At 47.8% G+C, this 26,772-nt stretch carries 23 protein-coding genes; 9 read left to right on the top strand and 14 right to left on the bottom strand.

The features are described 5' to 3' along the window. Window positions 1-375: 375 nt before the first annotated feature. Complete coding sequence (locus ACR8BL_RS18695) at window positions 376-1,032, top strand: hypothetical protein (protein WP_434749003.1); 657 nt, start codon at window positions 376-378, stop codon at window positions 1,030-1,032. A gap of 271 nt (window positions 1,033-1,303) precedes the next feature. Here ACR8BL_RS18695 and ACR8BL_RS18690 read toward each other — a convergent pair whose 3' ends face one another. From ACR8BL_RS18690 to uxaC, 4 genes are all read right to left on the bottom strand, one after another. Beyond that, entirely contained in the window at window positions 1,304-3,187 is a 1,884-nt protein-coding gene (locus ACR8BL_RS18690; protein WP_434749002.1) for an ABC transporter ATP-binding protein, read from the bottom strand. Beyond that, on the bottom strand, window positions 3,184-4,911 hold the full coding sequence (locus ACR8BL_RS18685; protein WP_434749001.1) for an ABC transporter ATP-binding protein: 1,728 nt from the start codon (window positions 4,909-4,911) through the stop codon (window positions 3,184-3,186). The genes ACR8BL_RS18690 and ACR8BL_RS18685 overlap by 4 nt, the downstream gene beginning before the upstream one ends. Further along, window positions 4,908-5,528, bottom strand: a complete 621-nt coding sequence (locus ACR8BL_RS18680; RefSeq protein WP_434749000.1) for a MarR family winged helix-turn-helix transcriptional regulator — start codon at window positions 5,526-5,528, stop codon at window positions 4,908-4,910. Before ACR8BL_RS18680 ends, ACR8BL_RS18685 begins: the two co-directional genes overlap by 4 nt. A 368-nt stretch (window positions 5,529-5,896) precedes the next feature. Next, entirely contained in the window at window positions 5,897-7,336 is a 1,440-nt protein-coding gene (gene uxaC / locus ACR8BL_RS18675) for a glucuronate isomerase (protein WP_434748999.1), read from the bottom strand. Between the two features lie 305 nt (window positions 7,337-7,641). Here uxaC and ACR8BL_RS18670 point away from each other — a divergent pair, with 305 nt between their 5' ends. Then, the gene (locus ACR8BL_RS18670; protein ID WP_434748998.1) at window positions 7,642-8,394 is read left to right on the top strand and encodes an MBL fold metallo-hydrolase; all 753 of its coding nucleotides are present in this window, start codon (window positions 7,642-7,644) and stop codon (window positions 8,392-8,394) included. Between the two features lie 215 nt (window positions 8,395-8,609). On the opposite strand, the gene ACR8BL_RS18665 is transcribed toward ACR8BL_RS18670, so the two are convergent. After that, complete coding sequence (locus ACR8BL_RS18665; protein ID WP_434748997.1) at window positions 8,610-10,073, bottom strand: alpha-amylase; 1,464 nt, start codon at window positions 10,071-10,073, stop codon at window positions 8,610-8,612. Window positions 10,074-10,267: 194 nt separating this feature from the next. Next, on the bottom strand, window positions 10,268-12,586 hold the full coding sequence (locus ACR8BL_RS18660; RefSeq protein WP_434748996.1) for a helicase C-terminal domain-containing protein: 2,319 nt from the start codon (window positions 12,584-12,586) through the stop codon (window positions 10,268-10,270). 437 nt (window positions 12,587-13,023) lie between these two features. On the opposite strand from ACR8BL_RS18660, the gene ACR8BL_RS18655 reads away from it, so the two are divergent. Then, window positions 13,024-13,521 carry an antibiotic biosynthesis monooxygenase family protein gene (locus tag ACR8BL_RS18655; RefSeq protein WP_434748995.1) on the top strand — a complete coding sequence of 166 codons (498 nt, stop codon included), beginning with the start codon at window positions 13,024-13,026 and terminating at the stop codon, window positions 13,519-13,521. Between the two features lie 383 nt (window positions 13,522-13,904). On the opposite strand, the gene ACR8BL_RS18650 is transcribed toward ACR8BL_RS18655, so the two are convergent. The 4 genes from ACR8BL_RS18650 to cidR all read right to left on the bottom strand — a co-directional run bounded on the left by ACR8BL_RS18650 (window position 13,905) and on the right by cidR (window position 17,214). Continuing rightward, window positions 13,905-14,576, bottom strand: coding sequence for a GNAT family N-acetyltransferase (locus tag ACR8BL_RS18650; protein WP_434748994.1), 672 nt, complete (start codon window positions 14,574-14,576; stop codon window positions 13,905-13,907). A gap of 109 nt (window positions 14,577-14,685) precedes the next feature. Next, complete coding sequence (locus ACR8BL_RS18645; protein WP_434748993.1) at window positions 14,686-15,366, bottom strand: GNAT family N-acetyltransferase; 681 nt, start codon at window positions 15,364-15,366, stop codon at window positions 14,686-14,688. A gap of 43 nt (window positions 15,367-15,409) precedes the next feature. Further along, window positions 15,410-16,267 (bottom strand): carbon-nitrogen hydrolase family protein, encoded by an 858-nt coding sequence (locus ACR8BL_RS18640; protein ID WP_434748992.1) that lies wholly within the window; start codon window positions 16,265-16,267, stop codon window positions 15,410-15,412. A gap of 53 nt (window positions 16,268-16,320) precedes the next feature. Beyond that, window positions 16,321-17,214 (bottom strand): cidABC operon transcriptional activator CidR, encoded by an 894-nt coding sequence (cidR, locus tag ACR8BL_RS18635; protein WP_434748991.1) that lies wholly within the window; start codon window positions 17,212-17,214, stop codon window positions 16,321-16,323. Between the two features lie 212 nt (window positions 17,215-17,426). On the opposite strand from cidR, the gene ACR8BL_RS18630 reads away from it, so the two are divergent. The 5 genes from ACR8BL_RS18630 (at window position 17,427) to ACR8BL_RS18610 (ending at window position 20,856) form a co-directional block, all read left to right on the top strand. Beyond that, entirely contained in the window at window positions 17,427-17,798 is a 372-nt protein-coding gene (locus tag ACR8BL_RS18630) for a CidA/LrgA family protein (RefSeq protein WP_434748990.1), read from the top strand. After that, on the top strand, window positions 17,795-18,475 hold the full coding sequence (locus tag ACR8BL_RS18625) for an LrgB family protein (protein ID WP_434748989.1): 681 nt from the start codon (window positions 17,795-17,797) through the stop codon (window positions 18,473-18,475). Before ACR8BL_RS18630 ends, ACR8BL_RS18625 begins: the two co-directional genes overlap by 4 nt. A gap of 104 nt (window positions 18,476-18,579) precedes the next feature. Beyond that, window positions 18,580-19,098, top strand: a complete 519-nt coding sequence (locus ACR8BL_RS18620; RefSeq protein ID WP_434748988.1) for an AbrB/MazE/SpoVT family DNA-binding domain-containing protein — start codon at window positions 18,580-18,582, stop codon at window positions 19,096-19,098. 129 nt (window positions 19,099-19,227) lie between these two features. Continuing rightward, window positions 19,228-19,923 (top strand): Crp/Fnr family transcriptional regulator, encoded by a 696-nt coding sequence (locus tag ACR8BL_RS18615; protein ID WP_434748987.1) that lies wholly within the window; start codon window positions 19,228-19,230, stop codon window positions 19,921-19,923. A 96-nt stretch (window positions 19,924-20,019) separates the two neighbouring features. After that, a complete protein-coding gene (locus tag ACR8BL_RS18610) occupies window positions 20,020-20,856 on the top strand; it encodes a DNA alkylation repair protein (protein ID WP_434748986.1) in 837 nt (278 codons plus the stop codon). A 92-nt stretch (window positions 20,857-20,948) separates the two neighbouring features. On the opposite strand, the gene ACR8BL_RS18605 is transcribed toward ACR8BL_RS18610, so the two are convergent. Next, window positions 20,949-21,326 carry a DoxX family protein gene (locus ACR8BL_RS18605; protein ID WP_434748985.1) on the bottom strand — a complete coding sequence of 126 codons (378 nt, stop codon included), beginning with the start codon at window positions 21,324-21,326 and terminating at the stop codon, window positions 20,949-20,951. Between the two features lie 390 nt (window positions 21,327-21,716). Between ACR8BL_RS18605 and ACR8BL_RS18600 the strand changes: the two genes are divergently transcribed. Further along, complete coding sequence (locus tag ACR8BL_RS18600) at window positions 21,717-22,004, top strand: winged helix-turn-helix transcriptional regulator (RefSeq protein ID WP_434753170.1); 288 nt, start codon at window positions 21,717-21,719, stop codon at window positions 22,002-22,004. Between the two features lie 165 nt (window positions 22,005-22,169). Here ACR8BL_RS18600 and ACR8BL_RS18595 read toward each other — a convergent pair whose 3' ends face one another. From ACR8BL_RS18595 to glpK, 3 genes are all read right to left on the bottom strand, one after another. After that, a complete protein-coding gene (locus tag ACR8BL_RS18595; RefSeq protein WP_434748984.1) occupies window positions 22,170-23,150 on the bottom strand; it encodes a Gfo/Idh/MocA family protein in 981 nt (326 codons plus the stop codon). 69 nt (window positions 23,151-23,219) lie between these two features. Then, window positions 23,220-24,878, bottom strand: a complete 1,659-nt coding sequence (locus ACR8BL_RS18590; protein WP_434748983.1) for a glycerol-3-phosphate dehydrogenase/oxidase — start codon at window positions 24,876-24,878, stop codon at window positions 23,220-23,222. Between the two features lie 402 nt (window positions 24,879-25,280). Beyond that, window positions 25,281-26,768: a glycerol kinase GlpK gene (glpK, locus tag ACR8BL_RS18585; RefSeq protein ID WP_434748982.1), complete on the bottom strand. Its 1,488-nt coding sequence runs from the start codon at window positions 26,766-26,768 to the stop codon at window positions 25,281-25,283. Window positions 26,769-26,772: the final 4 nt, after the last annotated feature.

The raw sequence follows: 26,772 nt of genomic DNA, 5'->3' as shown, positions 1-26,772 counted from the left end.
TGCTGGTCTCCCTTTACCCCAAAAGGTTGAAATGCTAAACAAGTCATAGGCTCAGGATATTTTAGTGATCGTAAACCGTGATTGATTGTACAAGCGTAACTTCATAAGAGGAAGCGACATGCGGATTATGCATCGTTTTTGTTTTTCATGCGTAATACCAGATAGCTGTACAGGACAAGCTACTTTCATTTCATTCAAGCAACATGAGCTGTATGTATTATTTTATAGCCATTACCTGCATCGACCGGATGTATGCATGAGAAAAAAGGTTAATCCGCAACCTATAATATATAGGCAACATCTTAGCGGGAGCAACCCATTCAATTCGCCTCAAAACGGTTATATGTACACTATACACGAATGGAGGAATTCCCTATGATTCCAGCTACATTGGAGCAATTAGAGCAAGTTCGCAAGGAATGCCGTACCATGGTTCGCAAAAGAGCTACCGCTTCAGCCGGCTCCACACTCGTGCCCCTTCCCGGTACAGATGTCATCGCTGATGTGGGCATGCTGATGCAGTTGTTACCTGCCATTAACAATAAATTCGGATTATCGCAAAAACAACTCGAGGGCATGGACCCTGAGACGAAGTCCATGATTTACGGTTTTGTCATGTCGATCGGAAGTAAAATTATCGGCCGTATGGTCACTAAAGAACTGGTCGTTCAGGTGCTCAAACGTGTAGGCATTCGAGTAGCAACCAAATCGGTTGCCAAGTTTGTTCCGTTGGCAGGCCAAGGCCTTGCCGCCGCCCTCAGCTTCACCGGCATGCGTTATGTGGGCAACAAACATATTGACGACTGTTACGAAGTAGTCAAACGCATGATCGAACAGCGTGAAGCACTGCAGGGTGAACCAGCACCGCCATCACTAGAGGATGCTACACGCCATAACCTTGAGGAAAACTCGCAGGACAAATCCGAACATGAAACAAACCATCGTGCTGATTCGGAAGATGAAATCAAACAGGACCATCAGGTCACCAGTGAAAGTAAAAAGGGTTTCCTGTGGAGACCAAGGCATAAATAGTTTATAGCTTGCTTACCATGCCTTTCATATCTGCGAGCAAACACAGCCAGGTACCATGAGGCACGACGTTTGCCCGCAGGAAAATGCTCGGGCATAGCAGTGATAACACAAACGGGACGAAGCAATGCAACGACTGCGACGTCCCGTTTGTTTTGATTTATCTTACACCAGAGGTGCCTAGAGCACCTTGGTGGAGGTTCTATTTTTCTAAAAAATTGGTTTACATACGTTCTTGAATGGGTCAGACAGCCTTACCATCCAGTCTATTTCGTTAGATCGCCTGCGGCTGCTGCTCCGTAAACTGACTGTTGTACAGATCGGCATAGAAGCCCTGCTTCGCCATCAGCTCCTCATGGTTACCCTGCTCAATCACATTACCATGATCCATGACAAGGATCAGATCGGCGCCGCGAATCGTGGACAGACGGTGGGCAATGACAAAACTTGTACGGTTTTGCATCAGTACATTCATCGCTTTCTGGATAAAGACCTCGGTACGTGTGTCCACGCTGCTGGTTGCTTCATCTAGAATCAGGATGGACGGGTTCGCCAGAATCGCTCTCGCAATCGTGAGCAGCTGCTTCTGACCTTGCGAGATGTTCGACGCCTCTTCATTCAGCACCGTATCGTATCCGTCCGGCAGTGTGCGAATAAAATGGTCTGCATGGGCGGCAACAGCGGCTTTGACTACGTCCTCTTCCGTTGCATCCTCGCGTCCATAGGCAATGTTATCGCGAATCGTACCGTTAAACAGCCACGTATCCTGGAGTACCATGCCAAACATACTACGCAGATTACCGCGTGTCATGTCTTTAATATTGATGCCATCGATGGTAATCCGGCCACTCTGAAGCTCATAGAAACGCATCAGCAGGTTGATCAACGTTGTTTTTCCGGCTCCTGTCGGTCCTACGATGGCTACGGTCTGCCCTGGTTTAACGTCAATATTCATATTACGAATGAGCAGTTCATTTTCCTTATATCCAAAATCCACCGCTTCAAACGCCACAGCCCCTGACGGGTAACGCAACGTTGCAGGTTGTTTGGACTCAGGAACTTCCTCTTCCTCATCCAACAGCTCGAATACCCGTTCTGCCGATGCAATTGTGGATTGAATAATGTTAGAGATGTTGGCAATCTGATTAATCGGCTGTGTGAATTGACGCGAATATTGTGTAAAGGCCAAGATGTCCCCGATGGAGATGGAACCCCGTGTAACAAAAATCCCGCCGACCACACAGATCAGCACATATCCCAGATTCCCGACAAAGTTCATCAGTGGCATAATAATCCCCGAAATAAATTGGGCTTTCCAGCCCGATGCATACAACTCTTCATTTACTTTCTCGAATTGCTGTACAGATTGCTCCTCGCGTCCAAAGGCTTTGACCACCTTGTGACCCGTATACATTTCTTCGACATGACCGTTCAATTCACCGAGTGACTTCTGCTGTCCCGCAAAATGTTTCTGCGAACGGGAAGCCACCAGCATAACCACCACGACACTAAGCGGCAGGGTCAAAATCGTAATTAAGGTCATCCATGGACTAATCGTCAGCATCATAATGATGACACCCACAATCGTCACCACGGACGTAATAAACTGAGCCAAACTTTGTTGCAATGTGTTACTGATATTGTCCACGTCATTGGTTGCACGGCTAAGCGTCTCACCATGTGTACGGGAATCAAAATATTTCAGCGGCAAACGTCCAACCTTGGCACTGATCTGCTCACGCATATCATAGACTACCCGCTGGGCTACACCAGCCATCAGGTATTGCTGTACATACGCGAAAGCAGCACTGAACAGATACAACCCAAACAGCAGGTACAACACTTTCATTAAGGCTGGAAAATCAATCCCGGCTCCCTGCACACCTTGCATAATAGCAATAGCTCCGTGGGCAAGAATATCTGTACCCTCAGCCATAACCTTTGGACTAATAATACCAAACACTGTACTTAAAATCGCAGCGACCAGTACACCGATCAGACGACGACGGTGTGGTTGGAGATATTGAATCAGGCGATGCAGTGTGCCCTTGAAATCTTTTGCTTTCTCAACTGGAGGCCGCATGCCCATTCCGCCGCCAGGGTGGCCCGGCCCGCTTGGGTTACTTGGTGCTTTCCGTGCTGTTGTACGTTCACTCATGCGATCTCCTCCTCAGTCAGCTGGGAAGATACAATCTCGCGATACACTTCATTGTTCTCCAGCAGCTCTTTATGTGTTCCGGAACCGACAATTTGGCCTTCATCCATGACGAGAATCCGGTCAGCATCCATAACTGTGCTCACTCGCTGAGCTACGATTAACACAGCCGCTTCCGTCGTTTCTGATTTGAGCGCAGCACGAAGTCTGGCATCGGTTTTGAAATCAAGAGCCGAGAAGCTGTCATCAAAAATATATATTTCAGGACGGCGAACCAGTGCGCGTGCAATGGACAAACGTTGTTTTTGTCCTCCCGACACGTTATTCCCGCCTTGTGCAATCAGACTGTCATACCCCTCTTTCATCTCGGAGATGAAGTTTTCGGCTTGTGCTATGCGCGCCGCATGAATGACTTCATCCATACTGGCATCGTCTTTACCTTGGCGAATATTCTCCGCTACGGTTCCGGTGAACAGGACGGCTTTTTGCGGAACAAACCCGATTTTGGATCGTAGCTCTTCCTGTTTAATATCCCGTACATCTGTTCCATTCACACGCACAGTACCTTCGGTCACATCATAGAAACGTGGAATAAGGCTCAGTAACGTTGTTTTACCGGAACCTGTACCGCCGATAATTGCCGTCGTTTCACCGGAGCGAGCCGTGAACGAGATATCGGACAGGGCAGCATTCTCTGCACCCGGATAACGAAAAGTAACATGATCGAACTCAATCGTTCCCTGCAGGGATTTCATCGTGTGAGGCTGTACAGGGTCAGACAGATCCGGCTGCATATCCAGCACTTCATTAATCCGCTCTGCCGAAGCAGACGCTCTGGGAATCATGACAAAAATCATGGATACCATAATCAGTGAGAACATGATCTGCATCGCATATTGCACAAAGGCGATCAGGGAACCAATGTTCATATGGCCACCATCAATGCGCAGACCACCGAAGTATAGAATCGCAATCATCGAAAAGTTCATGACCAGCATCATCACAGGCATAACTGTCGCCATCAGGACGTTGACTTTGATCGATGCATCTCTTAATTCCGAATTTGCCCCGTTGAAACGAACACGCTCATGTTCACCCCGGTTAAAGGAACGAACGACACGAATACCTGTCAGTTGTTCACGCAGCACAAGGTTGAGGCGATCCAGCTTTTTCTGAATTTGCTTGAACAACGGAAATCCTTTGGAACCGATCAATGCAATAGCGCCGGCTAGTACAGGCAGGACAACCAGGAAGATCGTCGACAGCTTCGCATCTTGAGAAACAGCCATGAAAATCCCCCCGATACACATCATCGGAGCCATAATCATCATACGCAGCATCATCGTTAGCACGTTCTGTACCTGCGTAATATCATTCGTTGTGCGAGTAATCAGTGATGCTGTTCCCAGCTTGTCGAATTCTTGTAATGAGAAATTCTCGACATGCCGGAACACTCTGCTGCGCAGCTGTTTGGCAAATCCGCCAGCCGTGCGTGAGGACAAATAACTGGCGATAATGGAACAGGTTGTTCCGCCAATGGCAATCAGCAGCATGAAACCACCAATTTTCCAGATATAAGGCACATCACCTTTGACGATACCGAGATTCACGATATCCGCCATTAACGTAGGCAAGTACAGCTCCGCCATCGTTTGCAGAAAAATAAGCGCCAAAATAAAAATAATGGGGATACGATAAGGCTTAAGCATGCGAAATAATTTCATCATGGCGTATCATCTCCTTGTTTGGATACTTCCGGTTTAGTTTCTTGATTGATTGGTTCAGATGCATCATTATCTTGTTCCACTGCCTTGTTTCGTTGCTCAGGTGCTTCATTCTGCCCGGAAACCTGTGCATCAAAAAAGGTGTACACCTTGCTGAGCAATCCAGCCAGTTGCAGGCTGTCCTCCTCGCCCAGGTGTTCAACCAGCCTGTTAAATGTTTGCATGCGCTCTTCATGAGCTGCGCGAATGATCGCACGCCCCGCGTCCGTAATTGTAATCCGCACAGCCCTCCGATCCTCGGGGTCCATCGTCCGTTCAACCAGGCCTTCATCCTCCAGGCCGCGAATAACCGGTGTAATGGTTGGTGATTTCACACGCATTAATGCGCTGATCTCAGATACTTTTAATCCCGGGTGCTCCTGGTTCAAATGGCTTTCGAAATCAGGCGGATTATCCCGCCAATCCATACGCTCCCCCGGATGTGAGCCATGAAGCAGACAAGCCAGTACCATAATTTCATTGTGATTACGCCCATGTGGTTTATGTTGTCTCCATTTGGCTTTATTAAACTGCATAATGGAGTATAAAAGCTTCTGAGCCACCGGATCTATGCCAGTCATCACATCGTCCTCCTTCTTCGGAACATCACATTTCCATAAATAACAATTGTAGTCTGCTTATTAAGTAGGCATTTTATTTAATAGACAACCAATTTAATAGTAAACCAATTTAATAGTGAATCAATTAATTAGGTTACCTAAGTATATTCTCGACGTAGAGTTATGTCAATTACTCATTTATGTCAAATGCATCTAATGTCCAAGAGCCTTCCAATGCTATCTGAGCACCCATATAATCACTCGCGCTTCAACATGACAAAAAGCCCCCAATCCCTCCGTTTGGTTCAATCCAAACAGAGGAAATCGAGAGCATTTTTAAAACAGAATTTTTGAAATCAATTTTATTAAATAGATCGTTGAATCACTATTTATTTAGAAGCAGACACACTCTTCGGCACAGCAGCAAATGGAAAATAGGTCTTCGCATTGTTATAGGCGATACCTTGTACGATCTGACCGAGCAGCTCCATATCGTTTGGTGCTTCACCTTGTTCTGCCCATTCACCAATCAGGTTACAGAGCAAACGGCGGAAATATTCATGTCTTGTATACGAGAGGAAACTTCGGGAATCCGTTAACATGCCAACAAAACGGCTAAGTAGTCCTACGTTTGCCAGTGCCTTCATCTGGGCCAGCATGCCATCCTTCGTATCATTGAACCACCATGCAGCACCAAGCTGGATTTTACCTGGAACGCCTCCACCCTGGAAGCTCCCAATAATGGCAGCCAGCACTTCATTATCCCGTGGATTAAGGGAATAGAGAATCGTTTTGGGCAAAGCATCCTGTTGCTCCAACGTATCCAGCAAGCCGATTACAGCTGATGATAATGGTGTATCATTGACAGCATCATAACCCGTATCCGGGCCGAGCTGTTTAAACATCTTGGTGTTGTTGTTACGTGCTGCATTGATGTGGAACTGCATCACCCAGCCGCGCTCTGCATACAGTTTGCCAAGGAATGTCAGTGTAACTGTCTTGTATCCGTCCTCTTCGGTGCGGGAAACCTTCTCTCCAGCAAGTGCTTTGGCAAAAGAGGCTGCCGCTTCCTCGCGAGTTGCTTCAGCGTAAGGCACGTAATCCAGTGCGTGGTCAGAGACACGGCCACCTACGGAATGGAAGAATTCCACACGGGATTCAAGCGCAGCCAGGAATGAGTCATAATCCGTAATTGCTGTGCCTGCAACCTGTGAAAGCTTGCCCACCCATTCGATAAAGGTATCCCGGTTCAATTCCAGTCCTTTATCTGGACGGAACGACGGCAGAACTGCTGTATCAAAACCTTCAATCTCCTGAATTTTCAGATGATATTCCAGAGAATCGGTTGGATCATCGGTGGTGCATACCACAGTAACATTGGATTTGGTAATCAGATCACGCGCACCGAAGCCTTCGCCAGTAAGTTGGGCATTTACTTTTTCCCAGATCGCAGGGGCACTTGTCTCGTTAAGAACGTCATGCACATCGAAGTAACGTTGTAATTCCAGGTGAGACCAGGCGTACAACGGGTTGCCAATCATCATGGGCACCGTTCTGGCATAAGCAAGGAAGCGGTCATAATCCGTCACTCCTTCGCCGCCCGTTACATATTTTTCTTCAACGCCGTTAGCCCGCATCAGACGCCATTTGTAATGGTCGCCATATAACCAGGCCTCTGTCAGATTGCCAAATGTTTTGTTTTCGTAAATTTCCTGAGGACTGAGGTGACAGTGATAATCCATAATCGGCATGTCTTTTGCATACTGCTCGTACAGCTTGACCGCCGTTTCATTGTGAAGTAAGAATTGTTCATCCAGAAAAGATTTCATTCGCCTTGCACGCTCCCTTTAGGTGAGTTTACGTTCATTCAGGTTCACTTTCCATCTTTAAGCTACACCCTTTGGCGTCAAAGTTCAATATAAAATGATAGCGTTCTCAAAAAAGGTTGATTTAGGCATACTCGTTGGAAACACGGTATACTGGATTTAACGCGAGTGATACTGATTTTAAGATCGATGCGAGATCAACTCTCTTATTAAAAACAATACGGATATGGAGATCGATCTGGATATCACAATCCAAGACTGACTATATACCGGTCCTTACATCAGCCATACTAAGGAGATAAAATGCGATGAAAATCACTTTTCTAGGTACAGGAGACATGTTCAGCGTGGAGCAACATCATAATAGTATGCTGGCTGAATTCGGCGGTACCCATCTGGTCATTGATTTTCCAGAGTCCAACGCCAAAGCACTTAAGGAATACGGGTTCGCGATGACGGGCATTCATAATGTGTTCATTACCCATCTGCATGAGGATCACATTAACGGGGTTCAGATGCTCGGCTATTACGCCCAGATATTAGGGGATCGCAAGCCGCGTCTGTTCATTCATGAGGACCTAGTTGAGCCGCTGTGGAGCATTCTTTCACCAGGTATGCGATATACGACGGACGGCGAACGAACGATGAGTGATTATTATGATGTGGTTCCACTGCCGGATGGCGGAAGTTTTGAACTCGGCGGGGTAACGTTCGAGACGTTTCGCACGCAGCATGTTCCTGGCATGGTCAGTAACGGACTGATAGCAAAACCTTATTTTTACTATAGTGCGGACAGCACGCTTGATCGTGAGCGAGTGGAACAGGTCGCACCCGAAGTGCAGTTGATTTTCCATGAATGCCACATGCATGATTTGGTCATCAAATCCCATACGTCTTTGAAGGATCTGGAGCAACTCCCCGCCGAGGTGAGACGAAAAACGGTACTGATGCATTATCATGATGAATACGCCGAAGCGGATAAACGTGCAGAATTCAATTGCGAGCATGCGAATGATCTGCGCATCGTTGGTACACTGGAGTCTTTTGAGTTGAGCGAGTAATTAGGAAGATCAGGATGAGGATCACCCTCATCCCCCACCCGCTCGTCCCTTTACACACTTCGCCCTAACCTTATCTGGTAAACTCAAAAAGGTCATCCGCAGATGACCTTCTTGAGCAATTCAAAACTTGGACATTTAAAAATCAATTTTTTTTATCAGCTTTATTTAATTTGTTACTTATTTCAAATCATCGTGTGAACATAAACGACCGGAGACTAACCATTCTGCTCTGGCAGTGCCCAGACGGACACACCTCCGCCGCATACGTGGAACGTAGCCCAGCCATCTTCCTCAATGGTGATTGCGTCCTCGCAGCTATGCGTCAGGTCTTCCCAGACCTCTCCTGCACGATGCTCACCGACAAACATTCTCTTCTCACCGTCATCCCCGTTGGCGATGACCACCGCGCAGCCAGAACCTTCGATCTCATCAACACCAAGGCGCACCCAACCGATGGTATTAGGATGATCGAAATAGTCTTCTTGCTCCCCATAGGCTTTGTTGCAGCGAGCTGACAACAGAATGTCCAAAATCTCTTTTTTGCCATCCACCGGTTCAGGTCCGCCAATCCCGTAATAATCGCCGTAAAAAACGACGGGATATCCATCACGACGCAGCAATGTCAGTGCATACGCGCTCGGCTTGAACCAATCTCCAACCCAAGATTCCAATGCCTCATGAGGCTGTGAATCATGATTATCCACAAAAGTTACCGCATGGGTAGGATGCGTCTGAACGAGGGTATCGTCAAAGATTTTGGAAAGATCGAAATTGCGCCCCGCCAGAGAAGCCTCGTGAAACTTATAGTGAAGGGACACATCAAACAGGTCAATCTGGTAATCCACCGTGTCCAAAAACGTACGACAGGCATCCAGGTTCGAGTTCCAGAACTCGCCTACAATGTAGAAATCCTGACCGCGTTTGCGAATCATCTCCGCAGCAAATTCCTTAATGAACTCATGGTTGATATGTTTGATCGCATCCAGTCGGAAACCGCCGCATTGCAGCGTATCGATCAGCCATTTGCCCCAATCGATCATCTCACGCCGCACATCCGGGTGGTTATAATCTATATTGGCAAACATCAGATAGTCATAGTTGCCAAACTCATCATCGACATTTTCATTCCAGTTTTTGTTCTCACCCGCAATACGGAACACACCCGTCCGCTCTTCCCTGGCATCAAAATCCGTGCCGTTGAAGTGTTCAGATGTCCATTTGAAGGAGGAGTATTGATCTCCGCGTCCAGGAAATGTGAACTTCGTCCAGCCTTCAATCTCAAACGGTTCGGAAATTTCCTTGGTCCGGTCATTGGGATCCACCGCAATCACCTTGAATACTTCCTTCTCGTCTGCTCCAGCCTTATGATTCATCACGAGATCGACATAGACAGCGATGCCGCTCTTCTGACACTCAGCAATGGCCTCCACCAGCTCCTGCTTGGTGCCATACTTGGTGCGTACCGTACCCTTTTGATCAAATTCGCCCAGATCGTACAGATCATACACACCATAACCTGTATCTTCTGCAGACACAGCTTTAGTTACAGGAGGCACCCATACCGAGTCTATGCCTTTTGCTTTCAGTTCCGGGGCCATGTCAGCCAGTCGTTTCCAATGATCGCCGTCTGCAGCCAAATGCCATTCAAAAAACTGCATCATCGTATGATTTCTCTTCATCACAAACCGACCTCCTTGATTTGCATTCGAAGCGGACCGCGGAACAGATAGGGTATCACCGTTGTTCGTTCGTGCTAACCAAGTTATAACCCGTTTACCCTATGTTTCAATCATAAAAATGAAAGAATGTTAAGAAAATCAAGAAAAATTTTCGTGAATCATTGAAAAACAGAGCTAAAAATGTGGAAAATCCGTCAAATTCGTTTATAATCCAGCCATTCTTCAGGTAACAAGGAACGATACGGTTCTTGCGTGAAACGATCATCGACCAGCACCAGCACACCTTTGTCTTCTTCGGTTCGAATGAGCCTGCCTCCAGCTTGCAGCACCTTGTTCATACCCGGAAATACATAAGCATAGTTAAAACCGTTGCGTCCCGACTTATCAAAATAATCCTTCAGCACGTTGTTCTCCAGACCAATCTGCGGTAATCCCGCGCCCACAACAATAACACCATTTAGTCGATCTCCCGGCAGATCGACCCCCTCTGAGAACACACCGCCCATCACGGCAAAAACGAGACGGGTACGCTCAGGGTGTGGTTGAAATGCCGCAAGGAACTGCTCTCGTTCCTGTTCATTCATGCCTTGCTCCTGCATTACTGTATCCGCATCACTCGCCCCTGGAAGCTGTGTATATGCTTGATAAATCTCACGCATGTACGGATAGGAAGGGAAAAAGACCAACAGATTGCTTCGCGGCCACTCGGATACAAGCTGCTGTAACATCTCGGCAATCGGACGCTTGGAACGCTCCCGGTCTTTGTAACGCACGGACAGCGGCATGAGTCGCACATCCAGCTGCTCTCGGTTAAACGGAGAAGGAATCTGTAGCGTATAATCCTCCTCCTCTGCCCCCAGCATATCCCGGTAATAGCGAAGCGGTGACAGAGTCGCCGAGAAATGAATGGTCGAGCGAAACCCCTTTACTGTCTGACGCAGCTGCTGAGACGGGTCCAGACAAAAAAGCTTCACTCGTACCTCACTCCTCACACACTCCGCATACGTGATGAATCGCTCGTCATACAACTTGGCGATCCGTACAAAGTTTTGCGCCGTGAAGTAGGCATCCAGCAGCAGTTGATCCATCTCGGCACTGCCCGATCCACCTTCGACAAGACATTGCTCTGCCACCATAATAAACGGCTCCAGCCGTTCAATTAACTCCTCCGGTGCCTCCTGTTGAATGATTTTGCCCTCTTCTCCGCCGTTCTTGCGCAGGGTAATCAGATACTTGTCGATTGCTCCGGTGTAGTCCACAATTGCTTTCGCGGCGGGCACATGGCTGCCCAGCGTCTGGAACTCTCTTTTGACATCAAGGAATACGGCTTTTTCCAGCTCCGCGGAGAACATCATGCGCCCGCGATCCACCAGATTATGTGCCTCATCCACCAGCAATACTGTCTTGCGCTTCTGTTCCTCCAGCATGCGCTTAAGCGATATACGCGGATCGAAGATATAGTTATAGTCGCAGATCACCGCATCGACTGCATACGCCGCATCCAGTGAAAACTCAAACGGACACACCCGATGTTTACGCGCGTACTGCTCAATGACGGGGCGTGTCATTAACGTTTCATTCCCCAGCATGTCCAGCACAGCACCATTGATTCGGTCATAATACCCTTCACACATGCCGCACTGGCCTGTATCACAAGCTTCCTCGTCCTTAAAACAGATTTTGTCCTTCGCCGTCAGGCTGATGACATGCATGTTCAACCCTTCCGCCTGCATCCGGGCAAAAGCTTCCTCCGCCGCCACTCTCGTTGTCGTTCTCGCTGTCAGATAGAACAAACGGCTGGCCTCGCCTTCACCGATGGCCTTCACCGCAGGGAAGAGCACGGACATCGTTTTGCCGATGCCTGTAGGTGCTTTCGCCATGAGCCCCTGTCCTTCACGAATGGTTTTGTACACTGCCCCTGCCAGCTTGCGCTGTCCCTCCCGATATTTGCGAAAAGGAAATGGCAGCTCGCGTACACTCACGTCCCGCTCCGCTTCATAAGCAGCAATCATCTCGGCATACGGTGCATATCCAGCTATCACCTCTGCTACAAATTGCTCCAGTTCCTGCCGCTCCGCCATGCGGCGAAACCGCCGTTCCTCCCCCGTTACCGAATGTACATACGTCAGCTGCACCTGCATCCGTGGCTCATCATGCTGTGCAGCATACATATAGGCATACATCTTCGCCTGCGCCCAGTGTACGTCGAGCCCACCGTCCAGCTCGTCCAGGTTACCTGCCGTGGATTTGATCTCATCTACCGTCAGCTGTCCCTCCAGGCGAATCAGTCCGTCACATCGGCCTTCGATGACGTATGTCAGATCTCCATGCTGAAGCTCGGCTTCCAGTACGATTTCTTTCAAATCCTCTTCGGTATACGCCTTCTGCACCCGCTGATGAATCCGCGTTCCCTCCTGCATCGATGCATTGGTACGGAATCCCGGACGTATGCTGCCACTGCGATACACGTACTCGACCAATGGTCTCACTGATATCCGAATTGTTGTTGTCATGCGATCACCCGTTCTACTTGTAGTGGTTCTACTTTATCATGAAATGCTGTGCTCAAACCAGATTTTTGGTAAATTGGACTCGTCCGTTCCCATATGCTATGTTGAAAATATACGTTGAACTATATAAGTTGAACTATATAAGTTGAACTAAAGATTTTACACAGTCCACTCCGATGACGGAATAACCTGGAGAGTAGCGGTTATCCCCAGATTTTTGATCCCTTTTCCAAGGGGAAAATCCGGTGATAAAGGCGAGGCGTATGCTTCCGATGTAGCTTTCTTTCAGAAAGCTTTTAGCTCCGCTTTTTCAGGTTTTTTCTGTCCTCTCCGTTCAAGTGTAAATGAATAGTTCAATTTATATAGATCGCGTTCTCGTGTACAAGTATAGGCAAACTTATGTATATAGAATTCAACTAAAAAAAGGAGGCAAACTTCCTATGTATATTTATTTCGTTCCATCACCACTGCCAGATGCACTTGCAGCATATCCACATCTGACACTACGCGCAGAAGATCAGGTACTTCTCTCTATCGAAGCATCCGAACGTTTACTGAATATTGAATCGGATGACCAAGTGGCTGCTTACGAGGCTTTTGACGATGCAGGGTCTTGGACAGGCGGTGGATTTGCCGTGCTGAACAATATTCCTGTTACTGAAGATGGCCGGAATGATTTTGAGGAACGTTTTAAGAACCGTGCCCGCAAAGTAGAAGATGAACCCGGATTTGTCGGTATTCGTGTACTTCGTCCACTTAAGGGGGATACGTATGTCGTACTGACACTCTGGCAAACGGAAGAACATTTTAAGGGCTGGCAACAGTCGCAAGCCTATAACCATGCTCACCGCAATCGCAGCACAAGTGAAGGCCTGACCGCACAGAAACCAACCATGTTTCCGCGACCTTCGTTTGTGACAACATATACGATCGAGTAAAGAGAATAGAGTAGAGTTGGCGAGTTACGTGTAAGTGGAGTTGCTGGGTGTGGAGTGAGTGGAAGTTAGGAAGTTAACCGCAGGAGCAGGCGCACATCAAGGGAAAGCGACGTAGCAGGGCGACAAGGCGGTAAAAGATGCAATTAAGTGGGTTGCAAGACACACTTCAAGACACGCCTAGATTTGAAATTCTAACGATCTCAGGAGACGTTATTTTAGCAAAATTCATAGTTTCAGCTTGAAAATGGTCCCTTTTCGCTAAAATAAGATCTCTCCGGATCGTTAGGATTTTGAAAGTGTGCCGAAACGCCGAAATAAGGCTTTCTGAGATCGTTAGCGCATTCGCCTATCTTCATTCAGGAAAGCTTATGCCGTGCGACAGCTTACAATGGGCGCAAAGCTACCGACTCACGCGCATTCAGCTGCTCTACCATGGCCAGCCATTCCTGCGGTTTGTTTGGCAGCACAGCATAGTACCGATTCAGGAAATCGGCAACCAGACTGGCCGGCAGCTCCGCAAGTGACTCATCACCCGGCATAAAGCACAGATCCAAGCCTCCTACCGCCTCACCATCTCCTTGCCAGGATGGATGCACATAAGGGAAGTCGAGACGCTGATACCCCAGATGGGACAGCACTTCACGACGTACGTATGGATCCATCGGTTTGATGCCACCAAACGCATGATCCTGACTCAAATATGGATTGTAGATTTCAGCAAACATTCCAAATAGCGCTTTACCATTGGCAGCAGCAAGCTGTTGCAGATCACGCTTGCGGTGGTTCGCCAGGAATGCTCCAATGCCCAGACCTTCACGCCCAATAATCGTAAAATCGGTCATGGCTACGTTCCAGTCCTCATAATAACGGTACTCCGTCGCACCAACCACTTGTCCTTCATGTACAGCGACAAACACCCGGATGCCCGGGTCTTCCAGCGGTTCAGCCCATAACGGGAAGTCCAACACTTCCTCCGGCGGGAAAATTTCTTGCATCAGCTTGTGCATTTGAGCAAACAACGGATCTTGGATGGATGTAATACGTGTAAATTCCATAGATAAAGCCTCCCTAATCTAAATATGGTTTTGGATCAATATCGTTCGTTTTAACTCAGGTAGCAATCTCAAAAAAAGTTAGCAGGAACGTTATCGACAAATAGAATCCTCATCTAAACGGATTACGCCACTCCATCAGAGCCGCATAATGACAGGATTCCTCGTCATCCAGATAATCGGCAGCTACACCAACAGGCATACGTCCACATCGCAGCAGAAAAGAAATGACGGGATCATGCCTCTCTCCAGCAGCAACCTGATCCAGATACTGCTGTGCTGACATTTGCTCAGCCACCCGATGATATCCCGGCATCCGCCCTGCTCCAAGCAGACGATCCAAACCTTGCGCGATCACAAGATGGTACATAGCCTGCATCATGAGCTGAGCCAGCCCCCACTTACGATATTTCGGACGTACACAGAGGTCAACAATATATAACGTATTCCCATCCGGCTGGTGATTACGGATATATCCATCATCTGTAACCTCCGCCCACGTATGGCTGGATGGGTTCGCAGGGTCCCACTGCATTCGCAGTGAAGTCATGGAACCAGCCAGTTCACCATCCACCTCGATGCAGATGGCTCCTTCAGGATAGTGCTGGACATGGCTACCAAGCTGCTCTTGGTTCCAAAGCAGTTCCTCCGGATATGGCGGCGGGAAACTCTCAGCCTGAATGCGAATCAACTCTTCAAAGTCAGGGGCCGCATAATTGCGGATGACCGCTTTGGCTTTACCCTTTTTGCCGACTGCATGGGGATCGGTTATCAGCATTTCTTTGACATACATCCTGCTTGTCTCTCCTTTCCACTTCCGCTACTCCAAAAACAATCTATTCCCAATCTGTGTACAGATCGGTACGGCGATCACGCCAGGTTGTTACGGAGCCACGTTCGCGTACCTCATACAGCAAATCCAGATCAAGGTCGGCGGTAACGATCATATCGTTGTTAATCTCACCTTCTGCCAGAATACCGCGCGGCGGGAATGGCACATCATTTGGCGTAATAATCGCAGCTTGTCCATAATTGGCACGCATGAAATCAACCGTCGGCAGATGGCCTACCGTTCCCGTTAATACAACGTATACCTGATTCTCTACCGCACGCGCATGACTCGTATATCGTACCCGGTAAAATCCGTGGCGGTCGTCCGTACAGGAAGGACAGAAAATCACATCTGCGCCCTTAGCTTTTGCCATACGTACGATTTCGGGAAATTCAATATCGTAACAGGTCAGCATCGCAATGCGGCCTTTGTCCGTATCAAACACTTCCAGTCCGTCACCCGCAGCCATGTTCCACTCCGTCACTTCAGTGGGTGTAATATGAATCTTGGCCTGGCGTGCAATCCGTCCATCCGGGTAAAACATATGCGCCGTATTGTACAGCTTGCCTTCCTTCCGAATAACGTGTGTGCCTCCGATCAGATGCATATTGTATTGGGCAGCAAGGGAGATGAACAACTGCTCGTACTGCTCTGTAAAATCAGGCAAGTCTTCAATCGTCAGTGCATTCCCCTGCGCGTCTCCAATAGACATTAATTGTGTTGTAAAAAATTCTGGAAACAGTACGAATTCTGTTCCAAATTCGGAAGCTGTCCGTATGTAATGCTCTGCCTGAGCGGCAAATTCCTCAAATGAGCGGATCGTTTGCAATTGGTATTGTACAGCGGATACCCGCAGTTTCATAAGTCCCACACCCCCACCAGTATTTGTGTTTATATTGTATCAATGATCCGGCATCATTTCATCTGTTCCCCCAGCATCGACTGGGTAAATGCAATCCACTCCCTGGTGGCAAAAGAAAGATATCGATCCTTCCGCCAGATCATGCCAAGCTGCCATGGAATGACCGGCTCCATGACTGGAATGATCCGCACACGCATATGATCGACCTCGCGGCAGATCGTCTCCGGCAGCAGGGCAACACCGAGATTGGCTGCAACCATCGCACTCAGCAGATCCCACTGGGAACTTTCATACACCACTCGTGGCTGAAATCCAGCTTGCTGGCAAGCTGCAATAATGCGATCGTGGAGCGCGAAATCCTGCCGGAACAATACAAATGCGTCCTGCTCCAGTTCATGGAGCGCGACTGACTCTTTTCCAGCAAGCGGATGTGAGGGATGGACAAGCAGATTCAGCTTTTCCTGCACAAACACAAAATGATCCAGCAGCTCATCCACCGTTGGTAGCACGGCCACACCGATATCCAGCACACCGCTAATGACATCGGCCTCTACTTTCTTTGCCCCATCTTCGAACAGTTGAATACTCACTTCAGGATACGCTTTGTGGAACTCACCGATAATCATCGGAAAGAAGCTTGATCCCACCATCGGCGGCAAACCGATCCGCAGGTGCCCCTTCTTCAGATTCATCAGATCGTCCAGTTCAGACGACAGACTGCGGAACGACTTTTCAATCTCCAGCGCTTGCCGAAAAAAGACATGCCCCGCATCCGTTAACTTCACCTGTTTACCGTACCGATCCAGTAATGTTATGCCTAGTTCGTCCTCCAGGCTTTTGACCGTTTTACTGATCGTCGGCTGGGTGATGTACAACACCTCGGCGGCCTTCGTGAAGCTCTGCTGCCGGGCAACTTCCAGAAAATATTGTAGATGGCGAATATCCATAGCTCGTCCCACTCCTCCTTTTCCATCGTTATCGTGATAAGCCCATCTTCTTCCTATAGATAAATGGAATAGAAAACATTCTTAATATGCATTTTACTCATGAAAGAATGCGATGTAAAATTTGTGATACGAAGCAAACCTTCCATTCATTTTCACAAATACTTAAATCAAACTTATCCAATATATGTTGATATATAAAAGGAGGGATTCATGTGAAAAAGTGGGGCATCGGCATTGCACAAGTTGCACTGTTAATGGTTTTTTCACTACTTATGGACCTGTTGGCCCGCGCTCTCCATCTGCCTGTACCCGGTTCGATTCTCGGAATGGTTATCCTGTTCATTCTGCTGCAGACCGGTGTGGTAAAACTGCGCTGGATCGAAATCGGTGCAGCGTGGCTGCTCGGTGAACTGCTGTTATTCTTTATCCCGTCAGCGGTTGGCATCATGAATTACATGCCCATGCTGGAGCATGACGGATTGCAGATTTTATTTATCGTGCTGTTGAGCACGTTTCTGGTTATGGCCTGTACCGGCCTGGTTGCTACACGTATTGCCAAACGAAAGGAGCGTCACACCGGATGATTGGATTTTTATGTTTGCTGTTAACGGTTGGGATCTACGGGGTCGCCAAGCGGATGTATCGCAGTCTGCCCAAAGTGTATCTGTCCCCATTGCTCATTACACCGTTGCTGGTTGTAGGCATACTCTTATTAACTGGAACAAATTATGCGGCATATAGTAGTGGAGGCAAATGGCTCAGTCTTTTGCTGCAACCTGCTACGATTGCTTTTGCGGTACCCCTCTACACCTTTTTTCATGTGCTCAAAAAACATATTTCTGAGATTGTGGTCAGCGTCATGACCGGCTCAGTTGTTGCTGTGCTTTCTTCCGCTATGCTCGCCAAGTGGATGCGCTTGGACTCCGGCTTGATTCACAGTTTGATTCCACGCTCCATCACAACACCGATTGCCATGAATGTGTCGGCTTCTATTGGAGGAATTCCGGCGGTTACGGCCGTATTCGTGATAATGACGGGGCTACTCGGAGCTATTATGGGGCCTTCCATCGTCAAAATGCTGCATATTGATGGCGAGATTGCGCGTGGTACCCTGCTTGGAACCGGTGCTCACGGCACCGGTACTTCGAAAGCCTTCGAACTAAGTTCGCTAACAGGAACCATCTCCAGTATCTCCATGGTTCTGGCTGCGCTCTTCACTTTAGCCGTCGCTCCCGCGCTCTCTAAACTTATTTTCCCATAATAGTTGGAATAATCCCTTTTTTTTGAAATATTATTGTTGTATTAAAGCCCTTTCTTCCTTACAATAAGGACAGAGTTTAATGTTAATATTGCGGGGGAGATGCGATGAAAAGAACCGGAATGAAGAGATCTCTGGACCGTCTCGGACGAATTGTGCTTCCTAAAGAAATGCGGGATACAATGGAAATCCATATCGGCGATCCGCTTGAATTTTTCATTGAAGGGAAAGAGTTGATTTTAAGAAAGTACAAATCAACATTGTGTATTTTTTGCGGTGACGTGGATACGGAAATGTATTTCAAAGAGCAATTTATCTGCCGGACTTGTGCGATTCAATTAAAACACCCAGATGACACTCCCAACTGGTTCGTACCTGAGAACAAACAGGCTTCTGCACCCAAAGAACGTCCTGCTGCTAAACCCGCGGTTACCTCAGCTTCCTCATCGGAAGAAGGAGATGCTGCTGCGAGTAAGGACTACCCCGACCTGCGGCCGAAGACGGCGCGCATGCTGCAACAGATGAAAGAAATTATTGAACAGCAGCCAGGCCTGGCCCAACAGCAAATTGCGGAGAAGCTTGGCATTAGCCAAGGACGTGTCTCTCAATTAAAAAAGCTATTATAAATTAGAATGGCATGTGATTATAAATAGAAGGCTCCTTTCATTTCAGAGAGGTAAGCTGCCAAAGAACCCGCTGATTTCATTGGGTTCTTCTTTTTTTGTACACAGTAATAATGGAAAGGAGAAAAGACCTTGGATAAAATTCTGTATTTATCTCAATTCGACCTCATGTCCTCCTTGGAAGAAGCGGATCTCGTTGAAATGGATAGCATGACGTCCATTACATCGTTCCCTAGACAAATCACAATTCAAACACCCGATACATTTAAGGAAGGTTTTTATTTTATCAAGCGGGGGAAGGTTCGCATATACACATTAAGCCCTGAAGGAAAGCAGTTTACGGTAGATATTTTGAGTGAAGGTAACGTTTTTGGAGAGTTGAATGGTATTTCTCTTGGCACACGCGATTTATATGTTGAAACGATAGATATATGTGACATCTGCTTAATGGATAGAAGCCGATTTGAGCAGTTTTTGATCGATCATCCAGCATTTATGATGAGGATGATGAACGTGCTGAGTGTACGAATCAAACGAATGAGTGAGCTTACACAGACACTGGCACTGGGAAATTTGCATGACAAAATCATGCATAATTTATGTCGGCTGGCCGAGCAGGTCGGTTGGACTGAAAAGGAGGGATATTGCCTTATCCAGTGTACAATTACACATCAGGAGATTGCTTGGATGGCTGGTGCTTCCAGAGAATCGGTAACAGCAGCTATGAAAGAACTCTCGCAAACCGGCCGCATACGTACCGCATTCAAATCTGCGGCCCTTCATCCAAATGAAATCAAGACCTATCGCAAAATGACTTCTCCGCAGTAAAACTTGTACATAACTTGTAAGTTTCCTTACATCCCTGCACGCCTGTTCTATTGTATGGTATGCCTATTAAGTTTAGGCAAGTAAGGAGGACACACCATGGAGACAAACTCCGACTTCATCATCTCTGAAGATATTCTTTCGCGTAAAGGTGCACGTAAAGCTGTCGAAATTCCAGAACACATCCGTCACCTGCTGCAAAGTGGAACAATTGAATCCGTAAATTTGACAGAATGGCTGGCTGTGGATCATCTTGTTCTATTGGAGCAGATCACCTGTGAACGTGACATACCAGTCTCCGCCCAAGATGTCGCCTCAAGATTGGAACCAAAAGATCAACAGCGTATTATGAAAGTCATTCCAGCGATTGGAAGGCAATGGTTGGAATATATGGAGAGGATACCTGTGGAGGAAAAAACACATCTTTTCACATTCCTTGCAGAGCACCGTTCAGACAGTGTTCGCTGCTGGGCAGCTTATATTATAGGACTGAATCCTGATCTTGATATAACAGAAAAGCTGAGGCAGATTCGAGGGTTTGCGAAGGATTCTCACTTTGGTGTAAGGGAAATTGCATGGATGGCCGTGCGGGATTCTATTCGTGCAGATCTATCCGCAGCAATCCAATGTTTAACCCCCTGGAGTACTGACCCTGATCCGATGATCCGGCGTTTTGCCATTGAATCCACTCGGCCTCGCGGAGTATGGGCCAAACATATCCAGCCGTTAAAGGATAATCCGGCAATTGCTCTTACCTTAATATCCGCCGTGAAATCGGACGCACACCCTTATGTACAGGATTCGGTTAGCAACTGGCTGAACGATGCAGGTAAAACAAACCCGGATTGGGTGCGTCAAGTATGTGCCGCTTGGGTTGAACAATCCGATACCAAATACACACAACGAATTGTTAAGCGCGGTCAACGAAGTATCTAACGTATGCTGAGGATGTAATAGCAGCCATGCAGTTGACTGTATACATCCTCCGATATACGCTCACTCTGCTGAATAAGGACTTATGTTCTCTCTTATGCCTGCACCATATCCATGTTGCTTTCCTCTTCTTCCAGTCTATGCAAACTCACCAGCAATACTACGATATTTGCCACAAGCAATATAGCGGGGAGCGGTACAGCCGCATATTGCGCATAGATTAGATGGCTGCCTACAGCTCCAATCAGAATGAAAGTCAGTATCCCGGAAGCCAGAATACGTGTACGCGGAATGAGCAACCCTACTGCACTAAGCAGTTCCAACGCACCGATCAAGTACATGGTCCATGTAGGATAAGAGAAACTATCAAAGGTCTCAATCATCATCTCTGCTCCCGTAATTTTCGTATATCCTGTCATGACGAATACACCCGCCAGCACAACCAAAAAAATATATCCCAACACCATTTTCATATCTTTCATCTCCTATTCATCTTAGTGTTATTGAATTACTGAGGTTTAACAACTACTCTGATCACATGTGCATAAATGATCCGCAGTATAATATGTACATGTACTATACGTATTATTATTCATAAACTTACTTTTATAAAGTTAGTATATAATAACAAGATAATTTCATCAAGTAATTTTCCGTAAAATGATGTATAATACATACAAAAGGTATGTTACAGTATATTTTGTAGTAACCTCCTTCACATGAAGGTGTTTGTATTTTTTAGAGCGGCAGAACGTTTTGTCCTTTTATATAGGTTTGTATTGCACATTTTTCATGAATCGAGGTGAAACACGTTGAAGCTGAGAAAAGTAAAAGCCCCAAGTCGTTGTCTAATTACACAAGCAATGGATATCATCGGGAAAAAGTGGGTACTGCTGATCATGTATCAGCTGTTGTCTGGTCCAAAACGATTTACAGAACTGGAGGCCGAGATGGCCATTAGCGGGCGGCTGTTATCGGAGCGGCTGAAAGAGATGGAGACGGAAGGCATCGTCACCCGGCATATGTATCCCGAGATACCTCCCCGTGTGGAATATGAGCTTACCCCTAAAGGTAGAGCGATTGAACCTGTCATTAATCAAATTTACAGCTGGTCTTCGGACTGGTTAAAAGAACAACAGCAAGTGAAGTAGTTCAAACATCATAAAAACGCCTGCACCGGAACCACAGAGAACATGGTTCTGGTGCAGGCGTTTTTTGAACTGTAACTTTCTGTTGAAGCTTGGACAATATTTTAAGATATAGCTTCTCAATTCAATACAGTAGACACAACTTTTAACGTATGAGGCACGATGAAACTAAAGCTTTACAGGCAGACCCGAATCTACAGATTCCAGTGCAGCGGTTGTGATCCGCTGTGTACGGCATGCATCTGCGTAATCGGACAAAATACGGGAGCGATCGCCCGTACGAAGCGCATGAATAAAAGCTTCATTCTCACGTTCATACGGGTTCTGTCCCGCTGAAACCTCAAGCCCGGCCATCGAATGTGAAGCCGCACTTGGCAACAGAAGGCGCTCGGGTGTCCAGTCCCATACACCGGCATCGGTATAAAATTGCAGCCCGGCTCCACCCTCACCATCAGGCAATAAGCACGTATTCGCAATGCTTGCAATCGCACCACTTTCCAGCTTTAACGTCACGTTCGCTACATCATCAACCGTCACATGCTCATGCTTTTCATGCATGCTGCGCTGGGCAGCTACGGCATAGACCTCTGTCACTTCGCCTGCACAGAAACGGAGTAAATCTACGATATGGGTCGTCTGCTCCACGAACTGGCCTCCAGATCCATCTTGACGACGCCACCAGCTAACTCCAGGCATGCCACCCATCCAGCGTCCCAGAGCCATGCCCACTTTCTGTTCCTGCATCGCTTGTTTCATGACCTGTGCAGCACCCTGATAACGGAAATGATATCCTACAGAGGTTAACAAGGAGGACTGCTGAATCTGTTCCAGTATACGGAGCGGTTCGTCCATTCCGGTACTCAATGGTTTTTCCACCAGGAACGGAATGCCCCGTTTAATCAACTCTAACTCAATGAATCCGTGGGACATGGGAGGCACACAGATGTATACGGCATCCAGCTTATTACTGTCCAGCATATGTTCAAGATTATCATAACCTGTAGCATCATATACAGAGGCCATTGCTTCTGCCTTTTCGATTGTTGTTCCACATACACTTGCGACACGGACATCTTCCATGCGTGTAAGAATATCTGCGTGTACCTTACTGAACCAACCTGTTCCTATGATTCCGATCTGTAATGTCATGGATGTAATCCCCTCTCTGTTACGCGCTTACATGTTCCATTCGACCCAGACTCGCGAATTCCTGCCACCTTAGCTCTTTCCGGATGCTTCCAGCAACAGTTGATCCAGCTCTTTCGCGTAATCCGCCGTCTTCTGCTCTGACCAGCCAAGTTGTTCTGCCATGTAGATGCTGACTGCTGATTTGTAACGTCGTACCTCATCGATGCGGAAAAATAAGTCCCCCGTTCGGCGTACCCAGAAGTCGGCTGGCGTCGCCGCCATCTCTTCCTCCATCGCATAACGAAGCATTAACAAAAGCTCCTGTGGCATGCCGTGAAGCTCGGCTTTGGCTCGCGGATCAGGCATGCGCTCATACAATGCATCCACGTTGGAACCATACGTACGGGCCAGGCGCTCCGCTGCCTGCCGATTTAACCCTAATGCAACGCCATCTTTGATCTTTCGTTCGGTATAGGATACGAATCCAGCCGAACCACCAACGTCTCCCCCGGAGATTGGCATCTTTTTGGTTACACACGGACCCGGGGTGTACCCGAACTCCTTCTGCATCTGACGTGCGACCAGATCCACGACCATCTCCGCCATTTTGCGGTACCCCGTCAGTTTCCCCCCGGCAATCGTAATCAGGCCCGAATCCGATACCCAGACTTCATCCTTACGCGAAATCTCCGAAGGGCCTTTGCCCTCCTCATGGATCAGTGGACGCACGCCTGCCCAGCCAGACTCCACATCCTGTGCACGAATCTGAACATCCGGGAACATGCCGTTCACCGCATCAATGACATAATCGCGGTCTTCCTCCGTAATTAACGGTTGAGCCGGGTCGTCTCGGTATACCGTATCCGTTGTGCCCACATAGGTTTTGCCATCCCGCGGCACAGCAAAGACCATGCGTCCATCTGGCGTGTCAAAATATACGGCTTGCCGCAGCGGAAAACGTGCGCTGTCGAATACCAGATGAATGCCTTTGGTCATCTGCAGCGTTTTGCCTTGGCGTGAGCCATCCACTTCACGCAGGGTATCCACCCATGGACCTGAAGCATTGATTACTTTTTTGGCCCTAAGCGTGTAGCTATTTCCGTTCAGTTGATCCACCGCATGGATGCCCGTAATCGTTCCATTCTCCTTCTGGAAAGCGGTAGCTTTCACATAGTTAACCGCCAGTACCCCGCGACGTACCGCCTCCTTCATCACTTCAATTGTAAGTCTCGCATCGTCCGTACGGTACTCCACATAACGCCCGCCGCCCAGCATCCCCTGCTTCCGCAGCAAAGGTTCACTCGCAGATGTGTCACTGGCATTCAACATCTGTCGCCGTTCACTGCGCTTTACCCCGGCAAGCCGGTCGTACACCATGAGTCCAAAAGACGTACTGAACTTGCCAAATGTACCATCCGTGTATATGGGTAATAACATCGGCTCCGGTGTCGTTACATGTGGCCCATTTTCGTAAACAACCGCCCGCTCCCGTCCAACCTCGGCTACCATCTTCACTTCAAACTGCTTCAAGTAACGCAAACCGCCATGCACCAGTTTAGTTGAACGGCTCGATGTGCCTGCTGCGAAATCCTGCATGTCCACAAGTGCCGTCTTCAATCCACGAGATGCCGCATCCAGTGCAATTCCCGCCCCTGTAATACCACCACCAATGACCAATATGTCAAAATGTGCATTCGACATCTGCTGCATAACTTCGGTTCGCTGTGCTGCCGAGAACGATGCTGTCATGTCAGAACCCCCTATTATTTCCTTTATTTTTCTCTAAAAAACAACAAAAAAAGGACCACGTCATTCGTTCAGCAATTGCTGAACGCACGTGGTCCCTCCCGATCTCCAGACATCATTTTTAACTTGTAACCTAATCCTATCACAGATTTTCGGCGGCGTGAAGGCCTGTTTTGACACATTATTCAAAAAAATTTTAAAAACTTTATTTATAAGAGGATGGAATTTCAAAGCAAACCACTAACTCTCCAATTTTCCTTATTGTGGACAACCGGTTTAGCCGATACAGGAATATAATCCCTGTAAATAATGTATCATTTTCCACCAGTAAATATCATTTATAACATATGTTTAACGAAAAAGTACAAATGACCATGTACAAGAAAAAGGAAGTCTTCTGTCATTTTATTTAAATGCCATCGCTGCTTTGATTGCTCGCTGCCAGCCGGAATACAATTGTCCCCGCTCATCCTCAGCCATTACTGATGCAAAGATTCGCTCTGTATGATCATGCCGGTTCAATTCATCTGTGTTAGACCAGAACCCGACGGCCAGGCCTGCCAGATAAGCTGCCCCAAGCGCAGTCGTTTCGTTCACGGATGGACGCTCCACCGGAATGCCCAGAATATCACTCTGGAACTGCATCAGAAAATCATTCGCCGCCGCACCGCCGTCAACACGCAAAGCATGTACAGGGTATCCCGAGTCAGTTACCATGGCCTCCAGTACATCCTTGGTCTGGTAAGCTAGTGCCTCCAGTGTGGCGCGGATAAAATGCTCCTTCGTGGTGCCGCGAGTAAGGCCAAATACTGCCCCCTTCACCTCGCTATCCCAATACGGACTTCCGAGTCCAACGAAAGCAGGTACCATGTACACCCCATCCGTTGAAGCCACCCGCTTCGCATAGTCCTCACTGTCTTTGGACGACCGCAACATGCGAAGGCCATCTCGCAGCCACTGCACGGCTGAACCCGCCACGAAAATGCTGCCTTCCAGTGCATATTGAACCTTTCCATCCATACCCCAGGCAATCGTCGTAATCAGCCCGTGATCCGAATGTACCGGCTCCTCCCCCGTGTTCATGAGCATGAAACATCCGGTACCGTATGTATTTTTCATACTGCCTTTTGTATAACATCTTTGACCAAACAGGGCCGCCTGCTGATCCCCTGCCGCTCCCGCAATCGGAACCCGGTGACCGAAGAAGTGATAATCTGTTGTGTGCGCATATACCTCGGAAGAACCTCGCACTTCAGGCAGCATCGCCTTAGGAATATCCAGGATATCCAGCAACTCTTCATCCCACTGCAGCTCATAGATGTTATACATCAGGGTACGAGAAGCATTGGATACGTCCGTAACATGTGTGCCGCCACTCAGTTTCCAGATCAGCCAGCTGTCGATGGTGCCAAACAGCAGCTCCCCTTTTTCTGCCCGCTCATGGGCACCCGAGACATGATCCAGAATCCATTTTACTTTGGTTCCCGAAAAGTATGGATTGATCAGCAGACCTGTTTTCTGATGAAACAGGTCGTCAAGCCCTTGCGTTTTCAACTCATCACAGATGGATGCCGTCTGTCTGGACTGCCACACCACCGCATTATAGATCGGTCTGCCGGTTTGTTTGTCCCAAACCACCACGGTTTCCCGTTGATTCGTGATGCCAATACCTGCAATCTGTGCAGGCTTGATGCCACTCTCCGCCAGACATGATGCCATAACAGCCAGAATGGAACTCCAGATTTCGTTGGCATTTTGCTCCACCCAGCCCGGTTTGGGAAAATACTGAGGGAACTCCTGCTGTGCCATGTGCACAATCTCTCCGCTATGGTTAAAGAGAATTGCTCGGGAACTTGTTGTTCCCTGATCCAGAGCCAAAATAAATTTTTCCATACCG

Source organism: Paenibacillus amylolyticus (assembly GCF_051136285.1).
Lineage (GTDB): Bacteria > Bacillota > Bacilli > Paenibacillales > Paenibacillaceae > Paenibacillus > Paenibacillus amylolyticus_F.
Note: the sequence above shows the minus strand (reverse complement) of the source record. Positions and strands in the feature narration are given on the sequence as shown.

Coding starts and splice junctions, on each gene's coding strand:
- ACR8BL_RS18655 (WP_434748995.1), top strand. CDS start 13,024: ATGTATATTTATTTCGTTCCATCACCACTGCCAGATGCACTTGCAGCA.
- ACR8BL_RS18600 (WP_434753170.1), top strand. CDS start 21,717: ATGGATATCATCGGGAAAAAGTGGGTACTGCTGATCATGTATCAGCTG.
- glpK (WP_434748982.1), bottom strand. CDS start 26,768: ATGGAAAAATTTATTTTGGCTCTGGATCAGGGAACAACAAGTTCCCGA.
- ACR8BL_RS18610 (WP_434748986.1), top strand. CDS start 20,020: ATGGAGACAAACTCCGACTTCATCATCTCTGAAGATATTCTTTCGCGT.
- ACR8BL_RS18660 (WP_434748996.1), bottom strand. CDS start 12,586: ATGACAACAACAATTCGGATATCAGTGAGACCATTGGTCGAGTACGTG.
- ACR8BL_RS18590 (WP_434748983.1), bottom strand. CDS start 24,878: ATGACAGCATCGTTCTCGGCAGCACAGCGAACCGAAGTTATGCAGCAG.
- ACR8BL_RS18650 (WP_434748994.1), bottom strand. CDS start 14,576: ATGGAATTTACACGTATTACATCCATCCAAGATCCGTTGTTTGCTCAA.
- ACR8BL_RS18620 (WP_434748988.1), top strand. CDS start 18,580: ATGAAAAGAACCGGAATGAAGAGATCTCTGGACCGTCTCGGACGAATT.
- ACR8BL_RS18605 (WP_434748985.1), bottom strand. CDS start 21,326: ATGAAAATGGTGTTGGGATATATTTTTTTGGTTGTGCTGGCGGGTGTA.
- ACR8BL_RS18690 (WP_434749002.1), bottom strand. CDS start 3,187: ATGAGTGAACGTACAACAGCACGGAAAGCACCAAGTAACCCAAGCGGG.
- cidR (WP_434748991.1), bottom strand. CDS start 17,214: ATGGATATTCGCCATCTACAATATTTTCTGGAAGTTGCCCGGCAGCAG.
- ACR8BL_RS18670 (WP_434748998.1), top strand. CDS start 7,642: ATGAAAATCACTTTTCTAGGTACAGGAGACATGTTCAGCGTGGAGCAA.
- ACR8BL_RS18665 (WP_434748997.1), bottom strand. CDS start 10,073: ATGAAGAGAAATCATACGATGATGCAGTTTTTTGAATGGCATTTGGCT.
- ACR8BL_RS18625 (WP_434748989.1), top strand. CDS start 17,795: ATGATTGGATTTTTATGTTTGCTGTTAACGGTTGGGATCTACGGGGTC.
- ACR8BL_RS18640 (WP_434748992.1), bottom strand. CDS start 16,267: ATGAAACTGCGGGTATCCGCTGTACAATACCAATTGCAAACGATCCGC.
- uxaC (WP_434748999.1), bottom strand. CDS start 7,336: ATGAAATCTTTTCTGGATGAACAATTCTTACTTCACAATGAAACGGCG.
- ACR8BL_RS18595 (WP_434748984.1), bottom strand. CDS start 23,150: ATGACATTACAGATCGGAATCATAGGAACAGGTTGGTTCAGTAAGGTA.
- ACR8BL_RS18680 (WP_434749000.1), bottom strand. CDS start 5,528: ATGACTGGCATAGATCCGGTGGCTCAGAAGCTTTTATACTCCATTATG.
- ACR8BL_RS18685 (WP_434749001.1), bottom strand. CDS start 4,911: ATGATGAAATTATTTCGCATGCTTAAGCCTTATCGTATCCCCATTATT.
- ACR8BL_RS18695 (WP_434749003.1), top strand. CDS start 376: ATGATTCCAGCTACATTGGAGCAATTAGAGCAAGTTCGCAAGGAATGC.
- ACR8BL_RS18645 (WP_434748993.1), bottom strand. CDS start 15,366: ATGTATGTCAAAGAAATGCTGATAACCGATCCCCATGCAGTCGGCAAA.